Raw genomic sequence first — 21,384 nt, forward strand, 5'->3', positions numbered from 1 at the left:
CTTCGTTCAGTGCAGGAGTTTCTCCATGCGCGCCGCGTCCAGCGCACCGCTGTACGCCCTGCGCGTACCGTCAGCCTTGATCACGAGCGTTCGCGGCGTTTCGCCGCCCCAGGCCGGGTCGATCAGGAAGTTGAGCCGGTCCGGCGTCGACTCGGCATAGGTGCGGGAAGGCACATCGTCCAGTTTGGCGGCCCTCAAGCGCGCTTCGAGGGCAGCGGACTGGCTCACCGGGTCGGTGGCGACGAAGACAAGGTCTACGTCGGCATGGTTGCGCTGGTAAGCGCGTAGCGTGGAAAGGTTCTGTTCGCAGTACGCGCAGTCCAGCGACCAGATGGCGACGAGCCGCACGCCTTTCGCCGGCACGGCCAGCAGCGCCGCGACGTCTTCCGTGCCGAGGGCTTGCGGCGTCCCTGCGAAGGAGGGCATGGCCGCTATCGCCAGCGAGAGCGCGCAGGTGATGGCGAAGCGTCGCATCACAGTGCCTCCGTCGGCACAAGCCGGAATTGGCCGTTCGGATTCCATGCGACGAAGGCGCGATGCTGCCAGAGCACCAGCTTCGGCCAGCCCGATGCGTCGTTCGTGTGTGCGATGGCCCGGGGTTCGCCGAAGCTGTCACCGCCATCGGTGGACTCGCGCAGCATGAGATCGAGGCCTTTCGCGGAAACCTGGTGGTAGGCGATCCACACCCGCTTGCCGTCCGCGATCAGGTCGGCATGCGATGCGCCGGCGCCCGCCACTTTCGCAAGGTGCGCGGGTTCGCGGCCGGGCTGGAGCTGTCCGTACCAGATGGTGGCATTCCCACCGGCCGCGCTGAACCATACCGCGTGACGCACGCCGGAGCCGTCGATGGCCAGCGATGGTCCATGATGCGGGCAGCCCTCGATATGCCATTGGGTGAACGTCGCACGCTGCACGTTCGGTGTGGCGCCGCCGACGGGCAAGGCGGCATAGGCGTGGTCGCGGATGTTGTCGCCGTAAATCGCGCGGAAGAAGGCATCGATGCGGCCGTCCGGTGCGCGTGCCAGCGCGATGCGGCAGCACTCGCAGCTCTGGTCGACGATCTTGCGCTCGGGTGCGAACGTCGCGCCGCGGTCGGTCGACCAGGTGTAGTAGGTGGCAGCCCCGAGATAGGGCTTGCCTTTGGCTTTCGCCGCTTCGAGGTCGCGCTTGTCGATCCATGCAACCAGGACGTCGCCCTTGCCGTCGACGGCAAGCGAATCGAAACGGTGGGTGATTTCCGCGGTGTCCCGATGCACCGTCTTCGGTTCGTCGAAGTGTGCGCCGCCGTCGAGCGAGCGGGAGAAACGGACGAATCCGGTCCACGGCAGCTTGCGCGGCTGCGACCAGCTCACGTAAAGCTCGCCCTTGGGGCCCAGCGCGATCTTCGGCCGGTTCTCGCCTTCGGCGTAAATCGGTTCGCCCACGGGATTGACGATGGTCGACGTGGCGAAGCTGCGGCCCATGTCGTCGGACCGACGCGCACGCACGTGCTCGCCCACTGTGTCCACCACCCACAGGTGTCCCTGCGCGTCCATGGCGGCGTCGAAGCCGAGCGGCGCCTCATGCCCCGCCATGCCGGACATGCCGTCGTGGGCCTGCGCGCCTGCCGAGGCGGCAAGCAGGGCGGCGAAGAGGAAGGGTTTGCGCAGGGTCATCGGTCGTCGGTTCGTTCGCGCACGGGGTGCTTGCTCAGCTTGCGCTGCAGGGTACGGCGATGCATGCCAAGGCGGCGTGCGGTCTCCGAAATGTTGCCTTCGCATTCGGTGAGCACGCGTTGGATGTGTTCCCACTCCAGCCTGCGCAACGGCAGGGGGGCGTCGGGGGCGTCCACGAGGTCGTCGAGGTCGCCGGGACCGCTGTCGCCGTCGAGCAGCGCCCGGACCACGGCGTCGGCGTCCACGGGCTTCGCTAGGTAATCGTGCGCGCCGCGCTTGATCGCTTCCACCGCCGTGGCGATGGAGGCGTAGCCGGTGAGCAGGAGCACCCGCATGTCGGGGACGAGGGCCTGCAGTTCCGGTATCAGCCGCAGGCCGTTCTCGTCGCCCAGCTTGAGGTCGAGCACGCAGTAGCGCGGCTGGTGCCGCCTCGCCAGTGCGCGGGCGTCGTCGGCATTGTCGCTGCTGATGACCTCGAAGCCGCGTGAGGTGAGCGCCCGGCCGAGAACGCGGGCGAACGTGGCATCGTCGTCAACGATCAGAAGGGGGCGTCCCGACGGTGGGGCGAGGTCGTTCATGCGTAGTCTCCAATGACCCTGAGGGGCAAGCGCAGGCGCATCTCGGCGCCGTGCCCGGTGTTGCTCGCGGCAAGTTCGCCGTCCAGCCGTTCCGCGGTGGCCTCGGCCAGCGCGAGACCCAGTCCCAGGCCCGTGGCCTTCTGCGACAGGCCAAGCGTACCAAGCTCGTCGAATTCGTCGAATCCGGGACCTTCGTCGGTGACCGTGAGCTCCAGCCACTGCTCCACCACGCCGATGCGCAGATGGACCGCCGTGCTCTCGTTCAGGGCCGACGCGTCGGCGGCGTTGTTGAGCAGGTTGATGAGGGCGTGGCGCAGTCCCGGCGGCGAACGCAGCGCGATGCGCCCGGCGCCCGGTTCGAGGGTGACGGTGACGTCCGCTTCGGGCCGCAGCAACTGGAAGCGCTCGAGGCACACGTGCACGAACTCGTCGAGCGTGAGGCGCTCCGGTACCTGCGAGAGCTGTGCCTGGCCGAAGGCCACCATCTCGCGCAGGATGGTGCGGCAGCGCTCCACCTGGCCTTCGAGCAGGTCCAGGTCTTCGCCCAGTGCGTTGTCCGTCGCATGTTCGCGGCGAATCTCCGGGAGCAGCGTGCGCATGGTGGAAAGGGGGGTGTTCAATTCGTGCGCGGCACCGGCCGCCTGCGTGGCGATGGCCAGGATGCCTTCGTCGCGCAGGGCGCGTTCGCGTACACGCTGCACCTCTCCCTGCTGGACGCGGATGGCCTTCGCCAGGTTGCTGATGAAGACGCCGAGGAGGATCGCCATGATGACGAAGTTGACGCCCATGCCCGCCACATAGAGATCGAAATCCTGGCTCTTGTCGCCCAGGGTCGGCAGGGGGAGGTGGTACGGCACCAGCAACACGTAGGCCACGCCGGTGAGGATCGCCACGAGCGACACGCCGGGTACGGAAAGCGCCGCCGCGGACAGGGCGATGGGTACCAGCAGCAGCGTCACGAAAGGGTTGGCGGCGCCGCCTGTGCAGTAGAGCAGGTAACCCAGCACCAGCGTATCGGCGGCGATGTGCACGATGGCTTCGCCTTCGCTCACCTTCCAGGGCATGCCCAGGCGGAAGGAGGCAGCGGCTGCGAACACGGCGAGTACGCAGACGCCGATCATGAGCGGCAGCAGCGGTACGTCCAGCTTGAGCAGCGTGACGCAGGTGAGGATCGCCACGCTCTGGCCGGCGATGGCGCAAAGGCGCAGCCAGGCGAGGGTACGGGCAAGGGCGAAGGGACCGGAGCGGGACGATGGCATATGCAGGGTGTCGCTCACGGTGGTCTCGTCGTGGCGTGAGGGCCGCGCCTCGCGGCGCGGCCCTCAGCCGTCACAGGTCTTCGTTGTGCACGGGCGGTATCGGCGGCAAGGTCGACAGCGCGTGGTTGGCGGAAAGCTTCTTCATCAGCGGCAGCATCGCCACGGCGATGACCGTGCAGCCCACGCCCACGAAGCCGAGCTTGTTGAACAGGCTGGTGTAGATCGCCAGCGATTGCAGGGGGTCGGTGATGTTGTCGGGAATGGCCGCGAAGTTGGCCACCACGCTGCCCATGTACTGGGCCACGCCGGAGGCCACGTAGTAGGCGCCCATCATGAAGCCGCCCATGCGCGCCGGCACGTAGCGGGCGATCATGGCCAGGCCCAGGCCGCTCACCAGCACTTCGCCCAGCGAGTAGAGGCCGTAACCCCACACCATGTACCAGGACGAGATCGCGCCGTTCACGGCGGTGGTGGCGCCCAGGCCATACATGAAGAAGCCGGCGGCCACGGCGGCGAAGCCGAGGGCGAACTTGGCGGCAACCGGGAAATCCTTGCCGTGCCTGCCGAGCGAGTTGTAGATCCAGACCAGGATCGGCGAGAGGATCACGATCCAGATGGCGTTGAGCGACTGGAACTGCTCCGGAATCCACCGGAAGATCTCGAAGCCGAAGATGCCGAAGGAGAGGTCGACGTTGCGCTGCGCGAACAGGTTCAGCGAGGTCGACATCTGCTGGTAGAAGATGAAGAAGAAGATGGTCTGGATCGTGAGCACCAGCGCCGCGATGAGGCCCGCGCGCTCGCCCGGTTCGCTGGAGCGGATCAGGTGCACGAAGATGCCGAGGATCACCACGCCGGCGGCGTAGACGCAAAGCTGCGCCACGCCCTGGTTCTGCAGGATGTACGCCGAGACGGCGATGATGGCGATGCCGCCGGCGATCACGCCGAGGATGTTCTTCGCCTTCGCCGGCTGGTAGTCCGGCTCCGAGCCGATATGCGCCAGGGTGCGGCGCATGAAGTAGTAATTGATCAGGCCGAGGATCAGGCCGATGGAGCAGACGCCGAACGCGGTGTGCCAGCCCAGCGCATCGCCGTAATGTTCGCCCACGTAATCGCGGATCCAGGGCGTGAGCAGCATCGAGATCGTCGAACCGACGTTCACCGCCATGTAGTAGATGGTGAACGCGCTGTCGATCTTGACCTCGTCGCCTTCGTAGATCTTGCGCACAAGGTTGCCGGCGTTGGGCTTGAACAGGCCGTTGCCGAGGATGATCACGCCAAGCGCGAGATACAGCGCATAGGCGTTGTTGGTCGGGATCCAGAGCAGGGCATAGCCCATCATCAGCACCACGGCGCCGCTGAGCATGGTGCGGCGCGAACCGAGGAATTTGTCGCCTATCCAGCCGCCGATGGCGGGAGTGGCGTAGATCAGCGCAGAAGCCGCGCCCCAGACGAGGTTGGCGTCGACGTCGGCGAAGCCGAGCTTCTTCACCATGTAGGTGACCATCAGCACCTGCATGCCGTAGAAGCCGAAGCGCTCCCACATCTCGATGAGGAAGACCGTGCTGAAGGACTTGGTCTGTGAAACGGGCGGGTTCTGGATTGCCATGTATTTTCCGGACATTTGGAAACAGCGAGCACGGACTGAGCCGGCTCCCGTCGCCGTGACCCTGAACGGAGTCACAACCGTTCAAGCGTAATACAAATGGTCGGCCCGGTTGTGCTGCGCCGCCAGAGGGGCGCGGCGATACGCCACGCCGGGGGCTCTAAGCCGGATAGAAGGCGGCCTGTGGCATCATATCCGGCCGTTCACGACCTCCCGGCCCGCCCCGATGCCGCAGCGCAACCTTTCCACCCGTCAACTCGCCGCCGGCCCGGTCCCGGCGCGGGCGGCCTGAGCGACATGGCATCCACCGAGCGGCGGGGGCCGCGGCAGATCTACGCGGCCTTCCAGTGGTCGATGCAGGGCCTCAAGGCGTGTTTCCGGCACGAGGCCTCGTTCCGGCTCGAGGTGCTGCTGGCCGTGGTCGTGGTGCCTCTCGGCCTGTGGCTGGGCAACGGGCCCATCGAGAAGATCCTGCTGATCACCTTCCCGGTGCTGGTCCTGTCGGCCGAACTGCTGAACTCGGCCATCGAGGCCGTCGTGGACAAGGTCAGCCCGGAGTTCCACGAACTGGCGGGCCGGGCCAAGGACATGGGTTCCGCGGCCGTCTTTTTGCTGTTGGTGATGGTGGTGGTGACCTGGGGCCTGATCCTCCTGCCGCGTTTTCTGTAGGAGCGCGGTTTAGGGTAAGTTGTTGCGGCACATTCCACGGAACCCGCCGCCATGAAGACCCTCGTCCGCACGTTCGCCCTCGTCCTGCTTGCCGCGTTCCTTTCCGGCTGCGGCTACAACGCCATCCAGCGCGAAGACGAAGCGGTGAAGGCCGCCTGGTCCGAGGTGCTGAACCAGTACCAGCGCCGCGCCGACCTCGTGCCCAACCTGGTCAACACCGTGAAGGGCTATGCGCAGCACGAAGAACGAGTGCTCACCGAAGTCACCAATGCCCGTGCCCGCGTCGGCCAGACGCAGATCACTCCGGAATTGCTCAACGACCCGGAAGCTCTCGCCAAGTTCCAGGCGGCCCAGGGGCAGCTCACCAGCGCGCTGTCCCGCCTGATGGTGGTCAGCGAGAACTATCCGCAGCTCAAGGCCGATGGGTCGTTCCGCGACCTCCAGGCCCAGCTCGAGGGCACCGAGAATCGCATCACGGTGGCGCGTAACCGTTATGTGGCCGCGGTGCAGAGCTACAACACCCTCATCCGCTCCTTCCCCAACAACCTCACGGCGAAGGTCATGGGTTACAAGGTGAAGCCGAATTTCAGCGTCGAGAACGAGAAGGCGATCTCCACGGCGCCCACCGTCGACTTCGGCTCCACCCCGGCACCGGCTTCCTCGGCCGGCCACTGATGCGCGGATTCGCGGCAGCGCTGCTCCTTGCCGTCGCGCTGCTCGTGCCGCCCCTCGCGGCACGGGCCGACGCGCCCGTGCCGAAGCTGACGCGCCATGTCACCGACCTCACCGGCACCCTGACCGGCGACCAGATTGCGCGCCTGGATGCGCGGCTTGTCGATCTGGAAAAGACGAAGGGCGCGCAGGTCGTCGTGCTGATGGTGCCGACCACCCAGCCCGACGATCTCGAAAGCTATTCGCTCAAGGTGGCGGAAACGAACAAGGTCGGCAGGGAAGGGCCCGACGACGGGTTGTTGCTGCTCCTTGCCAAGAACGACCGACGCGTGCGCATCGAGGTCGGCTATGGTCTGGAGGGCGCGCTGCCTGACGCCATCGCCTCACGCATCATTCGCGAATACATGGCTCCGAAACTGCGGGCCAACGACTATTACGGCGGCATCGACGAGGCCCTGAACGCGATCACGCAGATCGTGCAGGGCGAGGCGCTGCCACCACCGGTCGCGCCCGACGAAAGCCACGAGCGCCGCGGCGGCGGTCACCTGCTGGTGCCGCTCCTTTTCGCGGCCATCTTCCTGCGCGGCATTCTCGGCAGGGCACCGCTCGGCGTGCGCATGCCGCTGGGGGGTGTGATCGCCGGCGGCTTCGGCTGGCTGTTCCTGCATTCGATCCTGGGTGGCCTGCTCGGTCTCGTCGCCGGTGCCTTGTTCATGGCCATTCCACTCGGCGCTGGCCGTTCCATCGGTGGTGGCGGATGGGGCGGGTTCGGTGGCTGGGGCGGCGGAGGCGGCTTCGGTGGCGGTGGGTTCGGTGGAGGCGGTGGCGGCGGCTTCAGCGGAGGCGGCGGCAGTTTCGGTGGCGGCGGCGCGTCGGGGAACTGGTGATGGATATCGGACGAATCGCAACCAACCTGTTCGGTGCCTGGTTCCAGATGGGCAGGCAGTTTCCGCCTGCCACGCTCGATGCCATCGCGAAAACGGTGGCGGAAGGCGAGGGCCGGCATCGCGGCGAACTCCGGGTGGCCATCGAGTCGCGGCTGCCGTTCTCGGCCGTGGCAGCGGGCGCCACCGCGCGCGACCGCGCGGCCATGCTGTTTTCCCATATGCGGGTGTGGGATACCGAGGAAAACTGCGGCGTGCTGCTCTACGTGCTGCTCTCGGAACATCGCATAGAGATCGTCGCCGACCGCGGCATCGCAAAAGTTGTGGCGCCCCTCGAGTGGGAAGCCATTACCACGCACATGCGCGACCAGTTCGCGCAAGGCCGCTTCCGTGAAGCGGTGCAGACGGGCGTGGCGGAAGCCGGTGCACTTCTCGCACGGCATTTCCCCTCCAACGGCGATTCACGAAGCAACGAACTGCCCGATCGACCTTTGGTTCTCTGATAACGGGGCCGCCCTCCGGGTGGCCCCGTTTCGTCAGCCGCGTTACAGCGTGAAGTCGTATTGCACCATCAGACGCAGGGAGCGTGGGGTCTGATAGTTCTTCGGTACGCGGTATGTCGTGCCGTAGTACGTCTGGTCGGCACCGTTCTCCGCCACCTCGGAGAGGTAGGTCGGCTTCGCATTGTTGAACGCATTGAGCACATCGAGCTGCATGGTGAGGCCCTTCGCGAAGGCCGGCGTGTAGACGACGTTCGGACTCAGCGTCCAGGTCCACGGAAGGCGCTTGCCGCGTCCGCGTCCGGAGATTTTCCCTTCGCAGTAGAAGAACTCCGAGTTATAGCTCGGGATGCCGGCGACGGTTCGATCGCCGCCACCGAAGCAACTGGTCGGGCGACCCGATTCGAGCAACCCGTTCACCCCCACGGACCATTCCGGCGACAGGCTGTAGCCGCCATAGACCTTGAAGCTGTGCCGCCGATCGTTCGGAAGGTAGCCGTTGGCACCGATCATCAGCTCCGGATGGTCGAACGCACTGGTGGTACCGGTGTCGTCCTGGCCGTTGTCGGACCTCACCAGGCCCTCCGTGTTGCCGCGGTTCTTCGACCACGTATAGGACGCGTTGACGTACAGGCGCTCGCTTGTCTTTTCCGCCGAGAGCGTCACTGCCTGGTAGGTGCGCTTGGCCTTGGGCCCGAACAGGCTGCCCGGAAGGGTCACGTTGTGCAGGGTGCCGCTGCCGTCGAGATCCACGTCCACGGAAACCTTGCTGCCCGGGTTGTAGATGAAGCAGCCGGGAGTGCTGGGCGGCGGCGAGAAGCGATCGCCGTTGGTGTCCATGTCCAGGCCGATGGACTTGCCGTAGTCGTAGAACGGGCGCCAGTCGCAGGTGTCGTCGATGGCGTTGTTGAGCCTGCGATAGGTGGCCTTGGCGCCAACCACCCAGTCGTTGAGGAACGCGTTGTCGCTGACGATGCGGTGCTGGAACCCAAGGATGTACTCGTCCTGCGAATAGGGCTTGAGTCCCTTCGACGCGACCGAGCTCGGATTCGGTGTGCTGCCATTCGCACCATTGACGATGACCCGGTCGCCCGTGGCGTCGCCCAGCGTCGGCGCGCCGGTCGTCGGATCGATGCCCGAATACGAGAAGTTCTGCATCGTGTAATACGAGGCGGTGGCCGCACGCAGCGCCACGTTGGCCGCGATGGGCAGCGAATAGCGGCCGGCGGTGCCGAATACCTTCGTGGCGGAGTCGCCGAACACATCCCATGCGAAGCCCAGGCGCGGCTGCCAGATGTTGCCCTGGCGCACGAAGCGTTGCCCGGCACCGTTCTTGTTCTCGAACGAGTCGTTGCGTACGCCGATGTAGGCAAGCACGTTGTCGGTGACCTGCCAGTTGTCCTGCAGGTACCAGGATTTCTGGTCGACGGACACCGAGCCACCGGTGCGGAAGTTGTAACGGGTGACATAGTCCTCACCCGCCGAGTTCGTGCGGTAGAAGTAGAGGACGCCGCCGGCGTAGCTCTTCCCGGCTTCCGAATTCCATTTCTCGCGCGAGTAACCGCCCGCGAGGCTGTGATCGCCGATTCGCCAGTCGAGATCGATGCGATAGGCCGTACGCTGGTCTTCGCCGTCGAAGCGATCGACCTGGCTGCTGAGGTAGCAGGAGCGAATCGGGCTGGTGGCCCCCGAGAGCGTGCTGGAGCGGCGATCGATGATGTACGGACAGCCGGAGTTCCCGCCTTCGATGTTCCCGTCGTACCTCGTGACGGTGCCGTCGGCGCTGATGTATTCGGATGAGTTCTTGCTCTTCATCTTGCCCCACTGCGCGGACAAGGTGAGGTCGTCGCTGATGTAACCGGTGTACTTGAAGATGTTGGTGGCCCCGCCGGTTTTCCGTTGGCGGCGCCCCAGATAATCGTTGGTGGAGGGCTTGCCGTTCGCATCGATCGACGGGGCGAAGTAACGATTCGTCGTGTGTTGCGTGTTGTTCATCGACGTCCATTCCAGAACGTTCGCATCGTCGATGTTCCAGTCCACCTTGATCAGATGGAACGGGTTGTCACGCGTGTTGCGCTGCGCGGCGGCTGAGGACGTGGCGATGGGATAAGTAGTTTCCGTCCGGCGTTCGGACTGGAAGATGCCGTAGAAGAACAGCTTGTCCTTCACCAGCGCCCCGCCGAGCCATGCCGTATAGACGTTCCGGTTATCGCTGTCTTTCTGGTACGTACGATAGAGGTTGCCGTCTTTCGTGTGCGTGGTGGGCGACTGTTCCCGCCCCCATGCCGGTGTGTAGACCCAGCTGGCGCCGCCTTTCCATTCGTTCGTGCCGCGCTTGGTGATCACGGAGGTCACACCGCCCGTGGAGAAACCGTACTGCGCGCCATAGCCGCCGGTCTGCACGTCGAGCTGCTGGATCGCCTGGAAGGGCACTTCGGCGAACGACAGATTGTTGTAGAGGTTGGTAACGTTGAACCCGTTGACGTAGTAGCTGTTCTCCGCGACGGACGCACCGCCGAACGAGGGCAGGTTTCCGAAGGTCTCGTCGCCCTTCACGGTGCCCGGCGTCAGTGCGGCCACGTCCACCACGTTGCGCGGCACGGGCAGCCGGTTGAGCTGGTCGGCCGTGAAGCTGGTGCGCGATTCGACGGATGCCACGTCGATAGCCGCCAGGGCGGTGGCCGACACCGTGACGGTGTCCAGGGCCTGCGCGTCGCTCTGGTCCGCAGGCGCGATGAAGTTCACCTGCGCGGACTGGCCGGCCACAACGTTGATGTCGCGGCTGGCGACGGTCCGGCCGTCTTGCCGTACGTTCACGCGATAGCTGCCGACGGGCAGGGACGTGGCGCGGTAGCGCCCATCCTCGCCCACGGTCAAGGTGCGCTTCGCACCGGTGCCGAGGTTGTGGATTTCGATGCCCTGGGACGCGTCGGCGCTGCCGTAGATATCGCCGACGGTACTTTGCGCGTGAGTGGCGGTGGCGAAGAGGCCGGCGGCGAAGGCCGTGGCGAGCGCGGTTCGCTTCAACATGCTTGTCATAGGTAAAACTCTCCCTGACCCTGTTTCACAACAGGGCTGTACAGCTTCTTGGTAGCGCCAGTGGGCGCGGGGTGGGTGTGGGTCCGGGTGTGGGGACACCCGCGTCGCAATGACCCGGCGCGTGAACGCGACGTGATCGGACAGTACAGCGAAGGTTTCCCTGACGCAAGAAATCAGAGCAAAATCATAGACTTTGCGAAATTACTCAGAATCGCTGCTGATAGCCAACGTAGTAGTAGCGGTCGATGTCGAACGCCGGGTTGTAGGGCGGGCTGCCGCCGCCGGCGCTGGTGACGTTGTAGTAAAGCGGTCCCTTGCGGCCGAATACGTTGTTCACGCCGACACGGAAGTTTCCGTTCCACGGCGCCTGCCAGCGCAGTTGCAGGTCGTGGAACGCGACGCCGCCCTTGCGGCTGACGCCGGCGACACCGGTCAATGCGTTGAGTTCGTCCGGGCGATTGCATTCGACATCGCTGGACCAGCAGGAATCTTTCAGGCCGGAGAAGTAACGCGTGGTCCATGTGGCGCCGAAGCGGCGCCACGACCAATCGAGCGAGAGATTGGAGCGCACCCGATAGAGGCCCTGCACACCGTTCATGTAACCGGCAAGGTGGCGCGGGGCCGCCCCCGGCGAGCTGACCTGCGTGTAGTCCTTGAGATAAGTGCTATCCGAGAGCACGGCGAATTCGCCGTACCTGGTTTCGGGAAAACGATAATGCAGGCCGAGGTCGTAACCCTCGGTGCGCAGCGAGCCGAGGTTGGCGAGGCTTTCGTCCAGCGACGCGATACGACCGTTAGCGCCGCGCACAAAGCGTCCGCACCAGGAAGGATCGTTGCGTACGTAGCAGAAGTTGAGAATGTCGCCGGCGACGATCGGCGTGATGACGTCGGCGATGTCGACCTTGTAGTAGTCGAGCGTGAGATCGAGCCCGTCGGCGAAATACGGGCTGTACACGAGCCCCGCGGTCCGTGTGATCGACGTTTCCGGCTTCAGCGCCGGATTCGCGCCCGTCCGGAAGGCGGTCGGGTTCTGGCCGCCGGTGGCCGAGGCGATCTGCGCTCCCGATTGATCCACCTGTCGGTAGTTCCCCGGAACGCCCGCGGCGGTGCAGCGCGAGCGTACGGCGGCATCGCTCGCTGCGGCGCCATAGACGCTGTCGCACGGGTCGAGGAAGCTCTCGAAGGTTTCGCTCGATCCCGCGTAGAGATCCGCGACCGTCGGTGCGCGGAAGCCTTCGGCATACGTGGCGCGCAGCAGCAGGTCGTCGAACGGCTTCCAACGGAGGCTGTACTTGTCGTTGGTACGCCCGCCGAAGGCCGTGTAATGCGAATAGCGGGTGGACGCGTTCACCGCCAGTTCGTGCGCGAGCGGGAGGTCCGCGAGCAAGGGCACGTCGAATTCGAGGTAGGCCTCGTTGGCGATGTATCCGCCATCGGTCGGGTCGCTGGCCAGTTGCGTGGTGAGCCCCGCGGAATCCGCGGGATCCGGCTGGTAACGTCCGTGGTCGTTGCGGTGCTCGATGCCGCCGGCCACGCGCAGCGTGCCGGCCGGAAGGTCGAGCAGCCCGCCGGTGAGGTTCGCGATGATGTCGTTCGTGCGCGTGGTCTGTCGTGACGTGGTAGTAGAGCCTACGTACGACCATACGGCGTCGGGTGTGCCGCCCGGGCCGGCGAGTATGTTCCAGGGAACGCATCCCGCGGCGCGGTCCGCTGCATTCGCGCAGACGGTCCGGCCGTCGATCACCGTCGTCGGTCCGAGTGCCTTCCTCGCGGCGACGAGGCCGATGTTGCCGCTGGTGGTGCGGCTGGCCCGTGTTTCGGAATACGCGTAAGTGACGTCCCAGGTCCACGTGTGGTCGGCCCAGGAAAACGTCCCCTCGGCGCCCACGTCGCCGTGCAGCACCTTGCTCTTCGCCCATGTCATGCGCGGCATTTCGGTGGTGCGCCGGAAGAAGGGCGTGGCGTAGCCGGGAAAGGGGTTGTATGCGTTTGCCGGGTCGATGAACAGCCCGTCCGCGCGACCGGACCCGCTCTGCAGGGGGTATCCCGCGCTCTGGCTGCGCGTGTCGCGCACAGCGTAGGTGGCCATGCCGCGCAGGGCGATATCGTCGGTGAGGTTGTAACGTCCGGTGCCGAAGAGGCTGCGCAGCTTCGTGCCCGAGCGGAAGCTCATGTCTTGTGAGGTGGCGTATTTGTCGGCGTTGCTGTCGACGTCGTAAGGGTGATAGTTCGCGAGGTTCGCCGTGTCGCCCGCGACACCGCCGGGGTGGTTCACCACGTAACGGTTGGCGGACCAGCTGCCGTCCGGTGCGTAGCTGCCCGCGCCGGGTGTGCCGGGCGCGCGAGGGTCGACCACGCCGCCGTACGGCCCCATGCCGAATCCGGCGTCCGGATGTCGCGGACCATACGGGCTGCGCGTCAACGACCGCTTGCTGTCGCGCAGTTCGTCGCCGTCCTCGTACGCCGCGCCGAGGATGATCGAACTTTTCTCGTTGCTTCGGCCCCAGGTGAACGTGCCGTTCTTCTGCGTGCCGTCGCCCCGGCCGTTCACGCCGTACAGGACGTCGGCGGACGCCCCTTCGAAGCGATCGGTGGTGACGATGTTCACCACGCCGCCGATCGCGTCGGATCCATAAATCGACGAGGCCCCGTCCTTGAGCACCTCGATGCGTTCCACGATGGACAGCGGAATGGTCGAAAGGTCGGTAAGGCCGCCCAGGCTGCTCGTCCAGCGGCGTCCGTTCACGAGCACGAGGGTGCGCACGGCGCCCAGGTTGCGCAGGTTGGCGTAGCGGCCGCCCGCGTCGTTGCTGGACGAAAGCGTGTCCTGCGGGGTCACTTCGGGCGTAGCGGCCGAGGGCAGGCGGGCGAGGATGTCGCCAAGCCCGGTGAGCCCGGTGGCGCGAATCGCCTGGCGATCCATGGTGAACACGGGCTGCGCCGTCTCCACGTCGGTGCCGCGGATGCGCGAACCGGTGACCGTCACGTTCACCGGAGCGAGCATCTCTGCGGAAGGTGCGGTCTGCTGCCCATACACGGCGGTGCCGGTCAGGGCGGCCGCGAGCGCGGCCGCCAGCGCCACGCGTCGCCGCGCGACGTGGCGTCTCTGCCCCGAACTGACGTGCATACCCTGAAGCCTCCCAAGCCCCGCCATACCCCACCCGGGCCCGACGATCACGCGACCATAACGCCTGTACCCGTGGTGCGCAAGCGTCGGTATTTTCCCAAGGCAATGCCTGATTGCCGCGGGATTCTCAGAACATTCTCGCAGGAAATTAGGAGTAGGCCTCATAGCCCGAGGATCGTGCCCCTGCTTACCCTGCAGACGCCGGAGGGCACGAATTTAACAGGCAGGGAGAATCACATGTCTTTTCAACCACGCCGGATCATTCGTCCGGCTTGCGCTTTGCTTGCGCTGGCACTTGCGCCATCCGCCTTCGCTCTCGAGTACGATCCCGCATCCACTTACACAGCGAGCTGTGTCGTCAGCTGGAGGGGCGATGTCTTCCGGGCGAAATGGTGGGCCGGCCCGGGACAAGGACCGGACGAAGTCGACACCGTTGCGAATCCCTGGGACAGCCCCTGGGAGCGCGCACCGGCGGGAACCCCGACGGGACGCCCTGACCAGGAGAATCCGGGCGAGCCGGGTAACCCGGGCGAGCCCGGCAATCCCGGTACCCCTGGCACCGTTCTTCTCAGCCACTTGCTCGCCGAAGAAGAACGATTGACGTCGGCACCTTTGATGCAGCAGGTACGTTCGTCCATTCGCACGCTGGACAATGCCTGTGTCGAGGCTGTCGCTCCGTTGCGTCCGCAGAATCCGGTCAATGTGAAGCGCGTGGAATCCATCGTGGACGAGGCGCGGTTCGAGTACCTGTTCCCACTGCGGGCGCCCGAGTACTCGTATCGCGGTTTCCTCCAGGCCGTCGCCAAGTTTCCCGCCGTGTGTGGCGACTATGCCGACGGGCGCGATGCCGAGGCCATCTGTCGCAAGACATTGGCCACGATGTTCGCGCACTTTGCGCAGGAAACGGGTGCGCATGAATCCTGGCGGCCGGAAGAAGAGTACCGCCAGGCACTCTTTCACGTGCGGGAGATGGGGTGGAAGGAAGGCGACCGCAACGGTTATAACGGCGAGTGCCAGGGCAGCGGATGGATCGCCGAAACCTGGCCGTGCGGCAAGTTCTCCGATGGGAGCTTCAAGAGCTATTTTGGCCGGGGTGCGAAGCAACTCTCCTATAACTACAACTACGGTCCGTTCTCCGCAGCGATGTATGGAGACGTACGCACGCTTCTCGATGCGCCGGAACGGGTTGCGGATACCTGGCTGAATCTGGCCAGCGCCACCTTCTTCTTTACTTATCCACAACCGCCGAAGCCTTCGATGCTCCATGTCATCGACGGCACGTGGCAGCCGAACGACGCGGATCGCGCGGATGGCCTCGTTCCGGGATTCGGCGTGACCACGCTGATCATCAACGGGGGCGTGGAATGTGGCGGAGATGCGGAGCACGCCCAGTCGGCGAATCGCATGACCTACTATCGTGCTTTCGCGGCGACGCTTGGCGTGCCCGTCCCGGCGGACGAGGTCCTGGGTTGCAAGGGCATGAAGCAGTTCGGTGAAAGCGGTGCGGGTGCCCTCCCGATCTACTGGGAGAACAACTGGACCGAACAGCCCGGCTGTAAACTCGTCGGCTACCAGACGGCATTCTCGGCCCTGAAGCCGGGCGACTACGTGGGCTGCGTGCGCGTTGCGTTCCCCAACGTAGAGATCGTGGACGACACTAAGGGCTGAAGCTGACGATTGCGCCGCAGCGGCTCCGGCAAGGTGCGCAACCCTTGCCGGAGCCGTTGCATCAGCGCGCGGCGTCGCCGATGTGCTTGTCCAGGAACGCCTGCAGTCGGTTATAGAACTCCTCGACGTTTTCCGGCTTCACGAAACCGTGCCGTTCGTCCGGCTTGGTCAGCGTCTCGTAGGGCTTGTGGGCGGCATCCAGCGCGGCGCGCATGGCCTTGAACTGAGCGAAGGGTGCGCGCTGGTCGTCCTCGCCGTGAACCAGGAACACAGGCACATCGATCTTGTCGGCCAGGCGGTCCGGCGAATTGGCGGCCAGATCCGCGTCGTCCTTGCCGATTACCGTGGTCAGGTAGCTGCGGCCGCTCTTGCGATCCTTGATGTCGCCCTTGTTGTACATCATGTCGAGGTCGTAGATGCCGTCGTAGCCTACCGCGCACTTGAACATGCCCGGCGCGCGGACAGGTGTCATCATGGCGGAGTAACCGCCGAAGCTCGCGCCGAACACGCAGACGCGGTTGGCATCGGCATAGTGTTCGGCGATGGCCCACTTCACGCCGTCGATGAGGTCTTCCTGGATGCGCGTTCCCCACTTGAGGTAGCCCGCACGCTCGAAGTCGCTGCCGCGACCGCCGGATCCGCGGAAGTTCACCTGCAGCACGAGGTAGCCGCGGTTGGCCAGGAACTGGGCGTCGCCGTCGTAGAACCAGTCGTCGGCGATACCGTGTGGGCCGCCGTGCGGCATGAGCACCATCGGAAGGTTGGTTTCCGGCTTGCCCTTGGGGAATGTGAGGATGGCCTCGAGTTCCTGGCCGTCGCTTGCCTTGAAGCGCAGCGGCCGGCGCTCGGACATCTTTGCCGGATCGATCCAGGGCACCGCGTCGAACAGCTTGGTAACCTTGTATGTCTTGGTGTCGATCAGCATGTAGCGGCCGGGCTCGCGGTCGCCGGCCACCTTGAACATCAGCTGGCCTCCGTCTTCGCTGAAATCGACGAAGCTTACGAAATTACCCGGGAATTTCTGCGACAGCGCCATGTGCAGCTTCGAGATGGGCGCCTGCGGATCGATGTACGTCGCCTGGGGAATGCCCGTGGAAGACACCGTGCCGAAAGGCCGCAGCGGGGCGGGCGTCCACAGGCCGGAGGAATTCACCTCACTGAAGTCGTCCTTGCGGATCACCCGGAGGTTGCCGCCGTCTTCGTCCTGCTCGACGAACTCGCCGCCTGTGCCGTTCGGACTGAAGGTCGCGTAGATGCGGTTACTGCCCGCGACGGCGGCGATCGGAACGAAGGTTTGACGCTCCTTGTTCTCGGGAAGCTTGCTCCAGCCGCTTCCCTCGCGATGGAACACCACCCACTTGAAGTCGTCGTCGGTTCCGAAGGCGAACCGCGCGTTGCCCTGCGGATCGATCATGAAGCTCATGCCGCCAAGGCCGATGTCGGCCATCAGCTTGCGCGCGCTGGTCTTCGCGTCCACGTCGTAGAGCGTGCTCTTGTCCTGTGCGTTCCAGTCGATGGCGCGCATGTAGAAGTGGCCGTTGCTCTGCACAGGCCGGCCTTCGATGGTGCCCCAGCCGCGGTCGAGGGCACGCGTGGCCGCGCGCTTGCCGTAGCCTTCGAAACCGTAGAGGTAATCCGGATTCTTGCCGTCCACATCGATGGCCATCAGCTCGCCGGTATACCGGGCCTGGCCGATCGAGCCGTCGATCTTGCCGCGGGCCACCACGAGGCGGGTGGAACTGGCCCAGACCATGTCCGCCGGCATCTCGTAGGGCGGCATCTTGATCAAGGTCACGGGTTTGCTCATGTCGCCGACGCGATAGATCGCCAGCCCGTGGTTCTTCCCGTCGGGGTCGTGGTAGGCCATCGACACGTACTGTCCGTCCGGCGACAGGCGCGGGCCGGTCAGTGGCATGCGGCGAGCGAAATCGCTCACCGGAATGAGGTCGGCGGCCGTGGCGGCGGTCGAAGCAAGGCACAGCACGGCCAGCATGGGCCGTACGAAGCGGTGACTCATTTTATTCCCCTGTAGATCGATGGATCCGTATCGCCGTCCCCCCGGACGGTTTCCAGACGCCGATATAGCCGATCCGGGCCTTCGCCACAAGGCGACCTGCGCCATGGCGGGCGGTACACTTGGCGCCTGCTCTCGATCCAGGCACCTGCATGGCCACTCCGTTCGTCGTCGATATCGATCCCGTCGCGTTTTCCTTAGGGCCCATCCAGGTCCACTGGTACGGTCTGATGTACCTGGGAGGATTCCTGGGAGGCTGGGCGCTGGGCGAGTATCGCCGGCGCCAGGGCCGCCTGCCGGTTTCCGCCGACCGCTTCGGCGACCTCATGTTCTACGCCATGATGGGCGTCGTGCTCGGCGGCCGCGTGGGTTACATGCTGTTCTACACGGCCATCGACTGGATCTGGACCGACCCCCTCGCCATCTTCCGCGTATGGGACGGCGGCATGTCCTTCCACGGCGGCCTGCTCGGCGTGCTGGTCGCGGGGCTATGGTGGTCACGCCGCAACGGCGTGAAGTTCTTCGACACCGTCGACTTCGTGGCCCCGCTGGTGCCGCTGGGCCTGGGCCTGGGGCGCCTCGGCAATTTCATCAACGGCGAACTGTGGGGCAAGCCCACCGACCTGCCCATCGGCATGATCTTTCCGCACGCGCCAGACGCGCTGCCGCGCCACCCGAATCCGCTTTACGAGTTCGCCCTCGAAGGCGTGGTGCTGTTCGCGGTGCTGTGGGTCTTCTCGATGAAGCCGCGCCCGCGTTATGCCGTGTCCGGCCTGTTCGGGCTGCTGTACGGCCTGTTCCGCTTCACCATCGAGTTCGTCCGCGTGCCCGATCCGCAGCTCGGTTACCTCGCCTTCGGCTGGGTCACGATGGGGCAGATCCTGTCCCTGCCGCTGATCGCCGTGGGCATCGTCTTGCTCGCGATGTCACGCCGCGCTCCCTACGCTCCGGTCGCGCCTGCCGCGGCCGCCACCTGAGATCGTCCACTCGTCATGCGGCATCCCGAATTCCAGTACCTCGATCTCATGACGCGCGTCCTCGAACAGGGGGACAAGCGTATCGACCGCACCGGCGTCGGCACCCTGTCGGTCTTCGGCGCATACGCGCGCTTCGACATCGGCCGTGGCGAGTTTCCGGTACTCACGACGAAACGCGTGCACTGGAAGCTTGCCGTCAAGGAAATGCTCTGGTTCCTGAGCGGCGGAACCAATATCCGCCCGCTGCTCCTCGAAGGAGTCCGTATCTGGAGCGACTGGCCGCTGGCCAGGTTTCGCAGGGAAACCGGCGAAGAGGTCTCGCAGGAAGAGTTCGAACGCCGGGTCATCGAGGACGAGCGCTTCGCGGCCGCCTGGGGCGATCTGGGCCCCGTGTATGGAAAGCAGTGGCGACGCTGGCAGGGCGTGGACGGCGTGGTGTACGACCAGATCCAGACCCTGATCGAGACATTGCGCACGAATCCCTTCAGCAGGCGCATGCTGTTCCACGCGTGGAACGTGGCCGAGATTTCGAGCATGGCCCTCCCGCCGTGCCACATGGTCTACCAGTTCCATGTCGATACGAACGGCCGCCTGAGCCTGATGCTGTATCAGCGTAGTTGCGATCTCCTGCTGGGCGCTCCTTTCAATTGGGTAGGGGCTGTGGCGCTCATGCAGATGATCGCGCAACAGGCAGGGCTCCAGCTCGGCGACTTCGTCTGGGTCGGGGGCGATGTGCACCTGTATCTCAATCATCTCGACCAGGCCCGCTTGCAGCTTTCCCGCGAACCCCGCGCGGTTCCCACCCTGAAGCTGGTGGGGCAGGCCGAGTCCATCGACGGCTATCGCATCGACGATTTCGAGATGGTCGGTTATGCGCCGCATCCCGCGATCAAGGCGGATGTCGCCGTCTGAAGGCAGGCCGGTGAGGTGTCATGCCTGCCGTTGCCAGGCCGTCATTCTTTGACGGCATTTTGCGCCGCTTGACGCCCCCCTGTGCCGGGGACGGTGATAGCGTGTTGCGTGAAGCCTCCGCGACGTCTGCACCGGAAACGCACCCATGGCACTGAAAGACCTCCTCACCGATCCGCTCGGTTTTGGCACGGCTCCGCTGGGAAACATGTTCCGGGACATTCCGGAGGATGAAGCGAAAGCGACCGTGGAAGCCGCCTGGAACCATGGCATCCGTTATTTCGACACCGCGCCACTTTATGGCGCGGGCCTCGCCGAAATCCGCCTGGGCCGGGCGCTTCAGGGGCATGCCCGCGAGGATTACGTCATCAGCACGAAGGTGGGGCGTATCGTGCTGGACGAAGTGGAAGATGTGGAAAAACGCGATCTGGGCGAGAAGGGAGACGTGTTCCGCTACGGTCTGCCGAACAAGGTGGTGAACGACTACTCCGAAGATGCGACCCTGCGTTCCATCGAAGACAGCCTTGGCCGGCTGGGCGTCGACACCATCGAGATCGCCTGGGTGCACGATGTGGCACAGGACTTTTACGGCGACGAGTGGCTCGCCATGTTCGAGAGCGCACGGAAAGGGGCGTTTCGTGCGCTGGACCGCCTGCGCGACGAGGGCGTGATCAAGGCCTGGGGCCTTGGCGTCAACCGCGTGGAACCGATCGAGCTTCTGCTCGAACTGGACGCGCCTCGTCCGGATGGCTTCCTCCTGGCGGGCCGCTATTCATTGCTGGATCATGCCAAGGCGCTCCAGCGAGTCATGCCCGCGGTGGAGCGGGAAGGCCTCGGCATCGTTGTCGGCGGCCCGTACAGCTCCGGCGCGCTGGTCGGCGGCAAGCATTTCGAGTACGCCCCGGCAAGCGCGGAGATCCTGCACAAGGTCGCGCGTATTCGTGCGATTGCCGACGCGCACGGCATCAGCATGAAGGCTGCGGGCCTGCAGTTCTGTCTCGCGCATCCGGCCGTCGTGGCCGTCATCCCCGGTGCCAGCCATCCGGGTCGAATCGCCGAGGACAAGGAGGCCCTGCGTGAGCAGGTTCCCCGTTCGTTCTGGCTTGAGTTGCGCGAGCAGCGTCTTGTCGATCCGGGTGCGCCGCTGCCTGGCGACGACTGACGCCTGGGAACCCTAGAGCTTCAGGAAGCCGCGTTGCATGGCGAGTATCACCGCATGCGTGCGGTCGCTGGCGCCGAGTTTCCCGAGGATATTGCGCATGCGTGACTTCACCGTCTCCTCCGAGACGAAAAGCTCCGCGGCGATCATCTTGTTCCCGTGCCCCTGCGCCACGAGTTGCAGTACGGCGATCTCCCTCGGGGTCAGCATCTCGGTGCCGGCATAGGCCGCGAGGTCGTGCGCGACGTCGGGATCCACCACGTGACGGCCGGAGATGGATGCGCGGATCGTACGGATGATTTCCTCGAGCGTGGACGACTTCAGCAGGTAGGAGGTCGCGCCCAGCATCAGCGCGCGCATGATCCGTGCATCGCCCGGGAAGCTGGTAAGCACGATGATGTTGGCGTCGGGGAATTCGCCGCGGATCGCCTCGATGGCGTCAAGGCCGTCGACATCGGGCATCTGCAGGTCCATCAGCACGACCCCGGGACGGAGTTCGCGAAACTTCCGGATCGCCTCGCGGCCGTTCTCCGCCTCGCCGACCAGAACCATGTCCGCTTGCGTGGATATGGCCGCGCGCAGGCCGTGCCGCATCACCGGATGGTCGTCGCTCACCAGCACGCGAATCAGGCCGCCTGCGTTGTTCGCGTCTTCCGTCATGGCTATCCCTG

At 65.2% G+C, this 21,384-nt stretch carries 17 protein-coding genes; 8 read left to right on the plus strand and 9 right to left on the minus strand.

The features are described 5' to 3' along the window. Positions 1–6 precede the first annotated feature (6 nt). From FHS47_RS08145 to FHS47_RS08165, 5 genes are all read right to left on the minus strand, one after another. Entirely contained in the window at positions 7–474 is a 468-nt protein-coding gene (locus FHS47_RS08145; protein WP_208381855.1) for a hypothetical protein, read from the minus strand. After that, positions 474–1,655 carry a sialidase family protein gene (locus FHS47_RS08150; protein ID WP_167025468.1) on the minus strand — a complete coding sequence of 394 codons (1,182 nt, stop codon included), beginning with the start codon at positions 1,653–1,655 and terminating at the stop codon, positions 474–476. Before FHS47_RS08150 ends, FHS47_RS08145 begins: the two co-directional genes overlap by 1 nt. Next, positions 1,652–2,233 carry a response regulator transcription factor gene (locus tag FHS47_RS08155; protein WP_167025471.1) on the minus strand — a complete coding sequence of 194 codons (582 nt, stop codon included), beginning with the start codon at positions 2,231–2,233 and terminating at the stop codon, positions 1,652–1,654. Before FHS47_RS08155 ends, FHS47_RS08150 begins: the two co-directional genes overlap by 4 nt. Beyond that, positions 2,230–3,492, minus strand: coding sequence for an ATP-binding protein (locus tag FHS47_RS08160; RefSeq protein ID WP_167027808.1), 1,263 nt, complete (start codon positions 3,490–3,492; stop codon positions 2,230–2,232). Before FHS47_RS08160 ends, FHS47_RS08155 begins: the two co-directional genes overlap by 4 nt. A gap of 70 nt (positions 3,493–3,562) precedes the next feature. After that, a complete protein-coding gene (locus FHS47_RS08165; protein ID WP_167025474.1) occupies positions 3,563–5,098 on the minus strand; it encodes an oligopeptide:H+ symporter in 1,536 nt (511 codons plus the stop codon). A 294-nt stretch (positions 5,099–5,392) separates the two neighbouring features. Here FHS47_RS08165 and FHS47_RS08170 point away from each other — a divergent pair, with 294 nt between their 5' ends. Genes FHS47_RS08170 through FHS47_RS08185 form a run of 4 tightly spaced genes read left to right on the plus strand, consistent with a single transcriptional unit; the run spans position 5,393 to position 7,823 of the window. After that, positions 5,393–5,764, plus strand: a complete 372-nt coding sequence (locus tag FHS47_RS08170; RefSeq protein WP_167025477.1) for a diacylglycerol kinase — start codon at positions 5,393–5,395, stop codon at positions 5,762–5,764. A 51-nt stretch (positions 5,765–5,815) separates the two neighbouring features. Further along, positions 5,816–6,439, plus strand: coding sequence for a LemA family protein (locus FHS47_RS08175; RefSeq protein ID WP_167025480.1), 624 nt, complete (start codon positions 5,816–5,818; stop codon positions 6,437–6,439). Next, positions 6,439–7,323: a TPM domain-containing protein gene (locus FHS47_RS08180; protein WP_167025483.1), complete on the plus strand. Its 885-nt coding sequence runs from the start codon at positions 6,439–6,441 to the stop codon at positions 7,321–7,323. The genes FHS47_RS08175 and FHS47_RS08180 overlap by 1 nt, the downstream gene beginning before the upstream one ends. Beyond that, the gene (locus tag FHS47_RS08185) at positions 7,323–7,823 is read left to right on the plus strand and encodes a TPM domain-containing protein (RefSeq protein WP_208381857.1); all 501 of its coding nucleotides are present in this window, start codon (positions 7,323–7,325) and stop codon (positions 7,821–7,823) included. The genes FHS47_RS08180 and FHS47_RS08185 overlap by 1 nt, the downstream gene beginning before the upstream one ends. Positions 7,824–7,865: 42 nt before the next feature. On the opposite strand, the gene FHS47_RS08190 is transcribed toward FHS47_RS08185, so the two are convergent. Then, complete coding sequence (locus FHS47_RS08190; RefSeq protein WP_208381858.1) at positions 7,866–10,850, minus strand: TonB-dependent receptor; 2,985 nt, start codon at positions 10,848–10,850, stop codon at positions 7,866–7,868. 214 nt (positions 10,851–11,064) lie between these two features. Beyond that, positions 11,065–13,986 (minus strand): TonB-dependent receptor, encoded by a 2,922-nt coding sequence (locus FHS47_RS19900; protein WP_208381859.1) that lies wholly within the window; start codon positions 13,984–13,986, stop codon positions 11,065–11,067. A 237-nt stretch (positions 13,987–14,223) separates the two neighbouring features. On the opposite strand from FHS47_RS19900, the gene FHS47_RS08200 reads away from it, so the two are divergent. Beyond that, positions 14,224–15,654 carry a glycoside hydrolase family 19 protein gene (locus FHS47_RS08200; RefSeq protein ID WP_167025492.1) on the plus strand — a complete coding sequence of 477 codons (1,431 nt, stop codon included), beginning with the start codon at positions 14,224–14,226 and terminating at the stop codon, positions 15,652–15,654. Between the two features lie 61 nt (positions 15,655–15,715). On the opposite strand, the gene FHS47_RS08205 is transcribed toward FHS47_RS08200, so the two are convergent. Further along, entirely contained in the window at positions 15,716–17,671 is a 1,956-nt protein-coding gene (locus tag FHS47_RS08205; RefSeq protein WP_208381860.1) for a prolyl oligopeptidase family serine peptidase, read from the minus strand. Positions 17,672–17,820: 149 nt separating this feature from the next. Between FHS47_RS08205 and lgt the strand changes: the two genes are divergently transcribed. From lgt to FHS47_RS08220, 3 genes are all read left to right on the plus strand, one after another. Further along, entirely contained in the window at positions 17,821–18,645 is an 825-nt protein-coding gene (gene lgt, locus FHS47_RS08210) for a prolipoprotein diacylglyceryl transferase (RefSeq protein ID WP_167025495.1), read from the plus strand. 15 nt (positions 18,646–18,660) lie between these two features. Then, complete coding sequence (thyA, locus tag FHS47_RS08215; RefSeq protein ID WP_167025498.1) at positions 18,661–19,557, plus strand: thymidylate synthase; 897 nt, start codon at positions 18,661–18,663, stop codon at positions 19,555–19,557. Between the two features lie 145 nt (positions 19,558–19,702). Then, the gene (locus FHS47_RS08220) at positions 19,703–20,716 is read left to right on the plus strand and encodes an aldo/keto reductase (protein WP_167025501.1); all 1,014 of its coding nucleotides are present in this window, start codon (positions 19,703–19,705) and stop codon (positions 20,714–20,716) included. A 12-nt stretch (positions 20,717–20,728) separates the two neighbouring features. Here the strand turns inward: FHS47_RS08220 and FHS47_RS08225 are convergent, their stop codons facing one another. Beyond that, on the minus strand, positions 20,729–21,373 hold the full coding sequence (locus FHS47_RS08225) for a response regulator transcription factor (protein ID WP_167025504.1): 645 nt from the start codon (positions 21,371–21,373) through the stop codon (positions 20,729–20,731). Positions 21,374–21,384: the final 11 nt, after the last annotated feature.

Source organism: Luteibacter sp. SG786 (assembly GCF_011759605.1).
In the GTDB taxonomy this organism is placed as follows: Bacteria; Pseudomonadota; Gammaproteobacteria; order Xanthomonadales; family Rhodanobacteraceae; genus Luteibacter.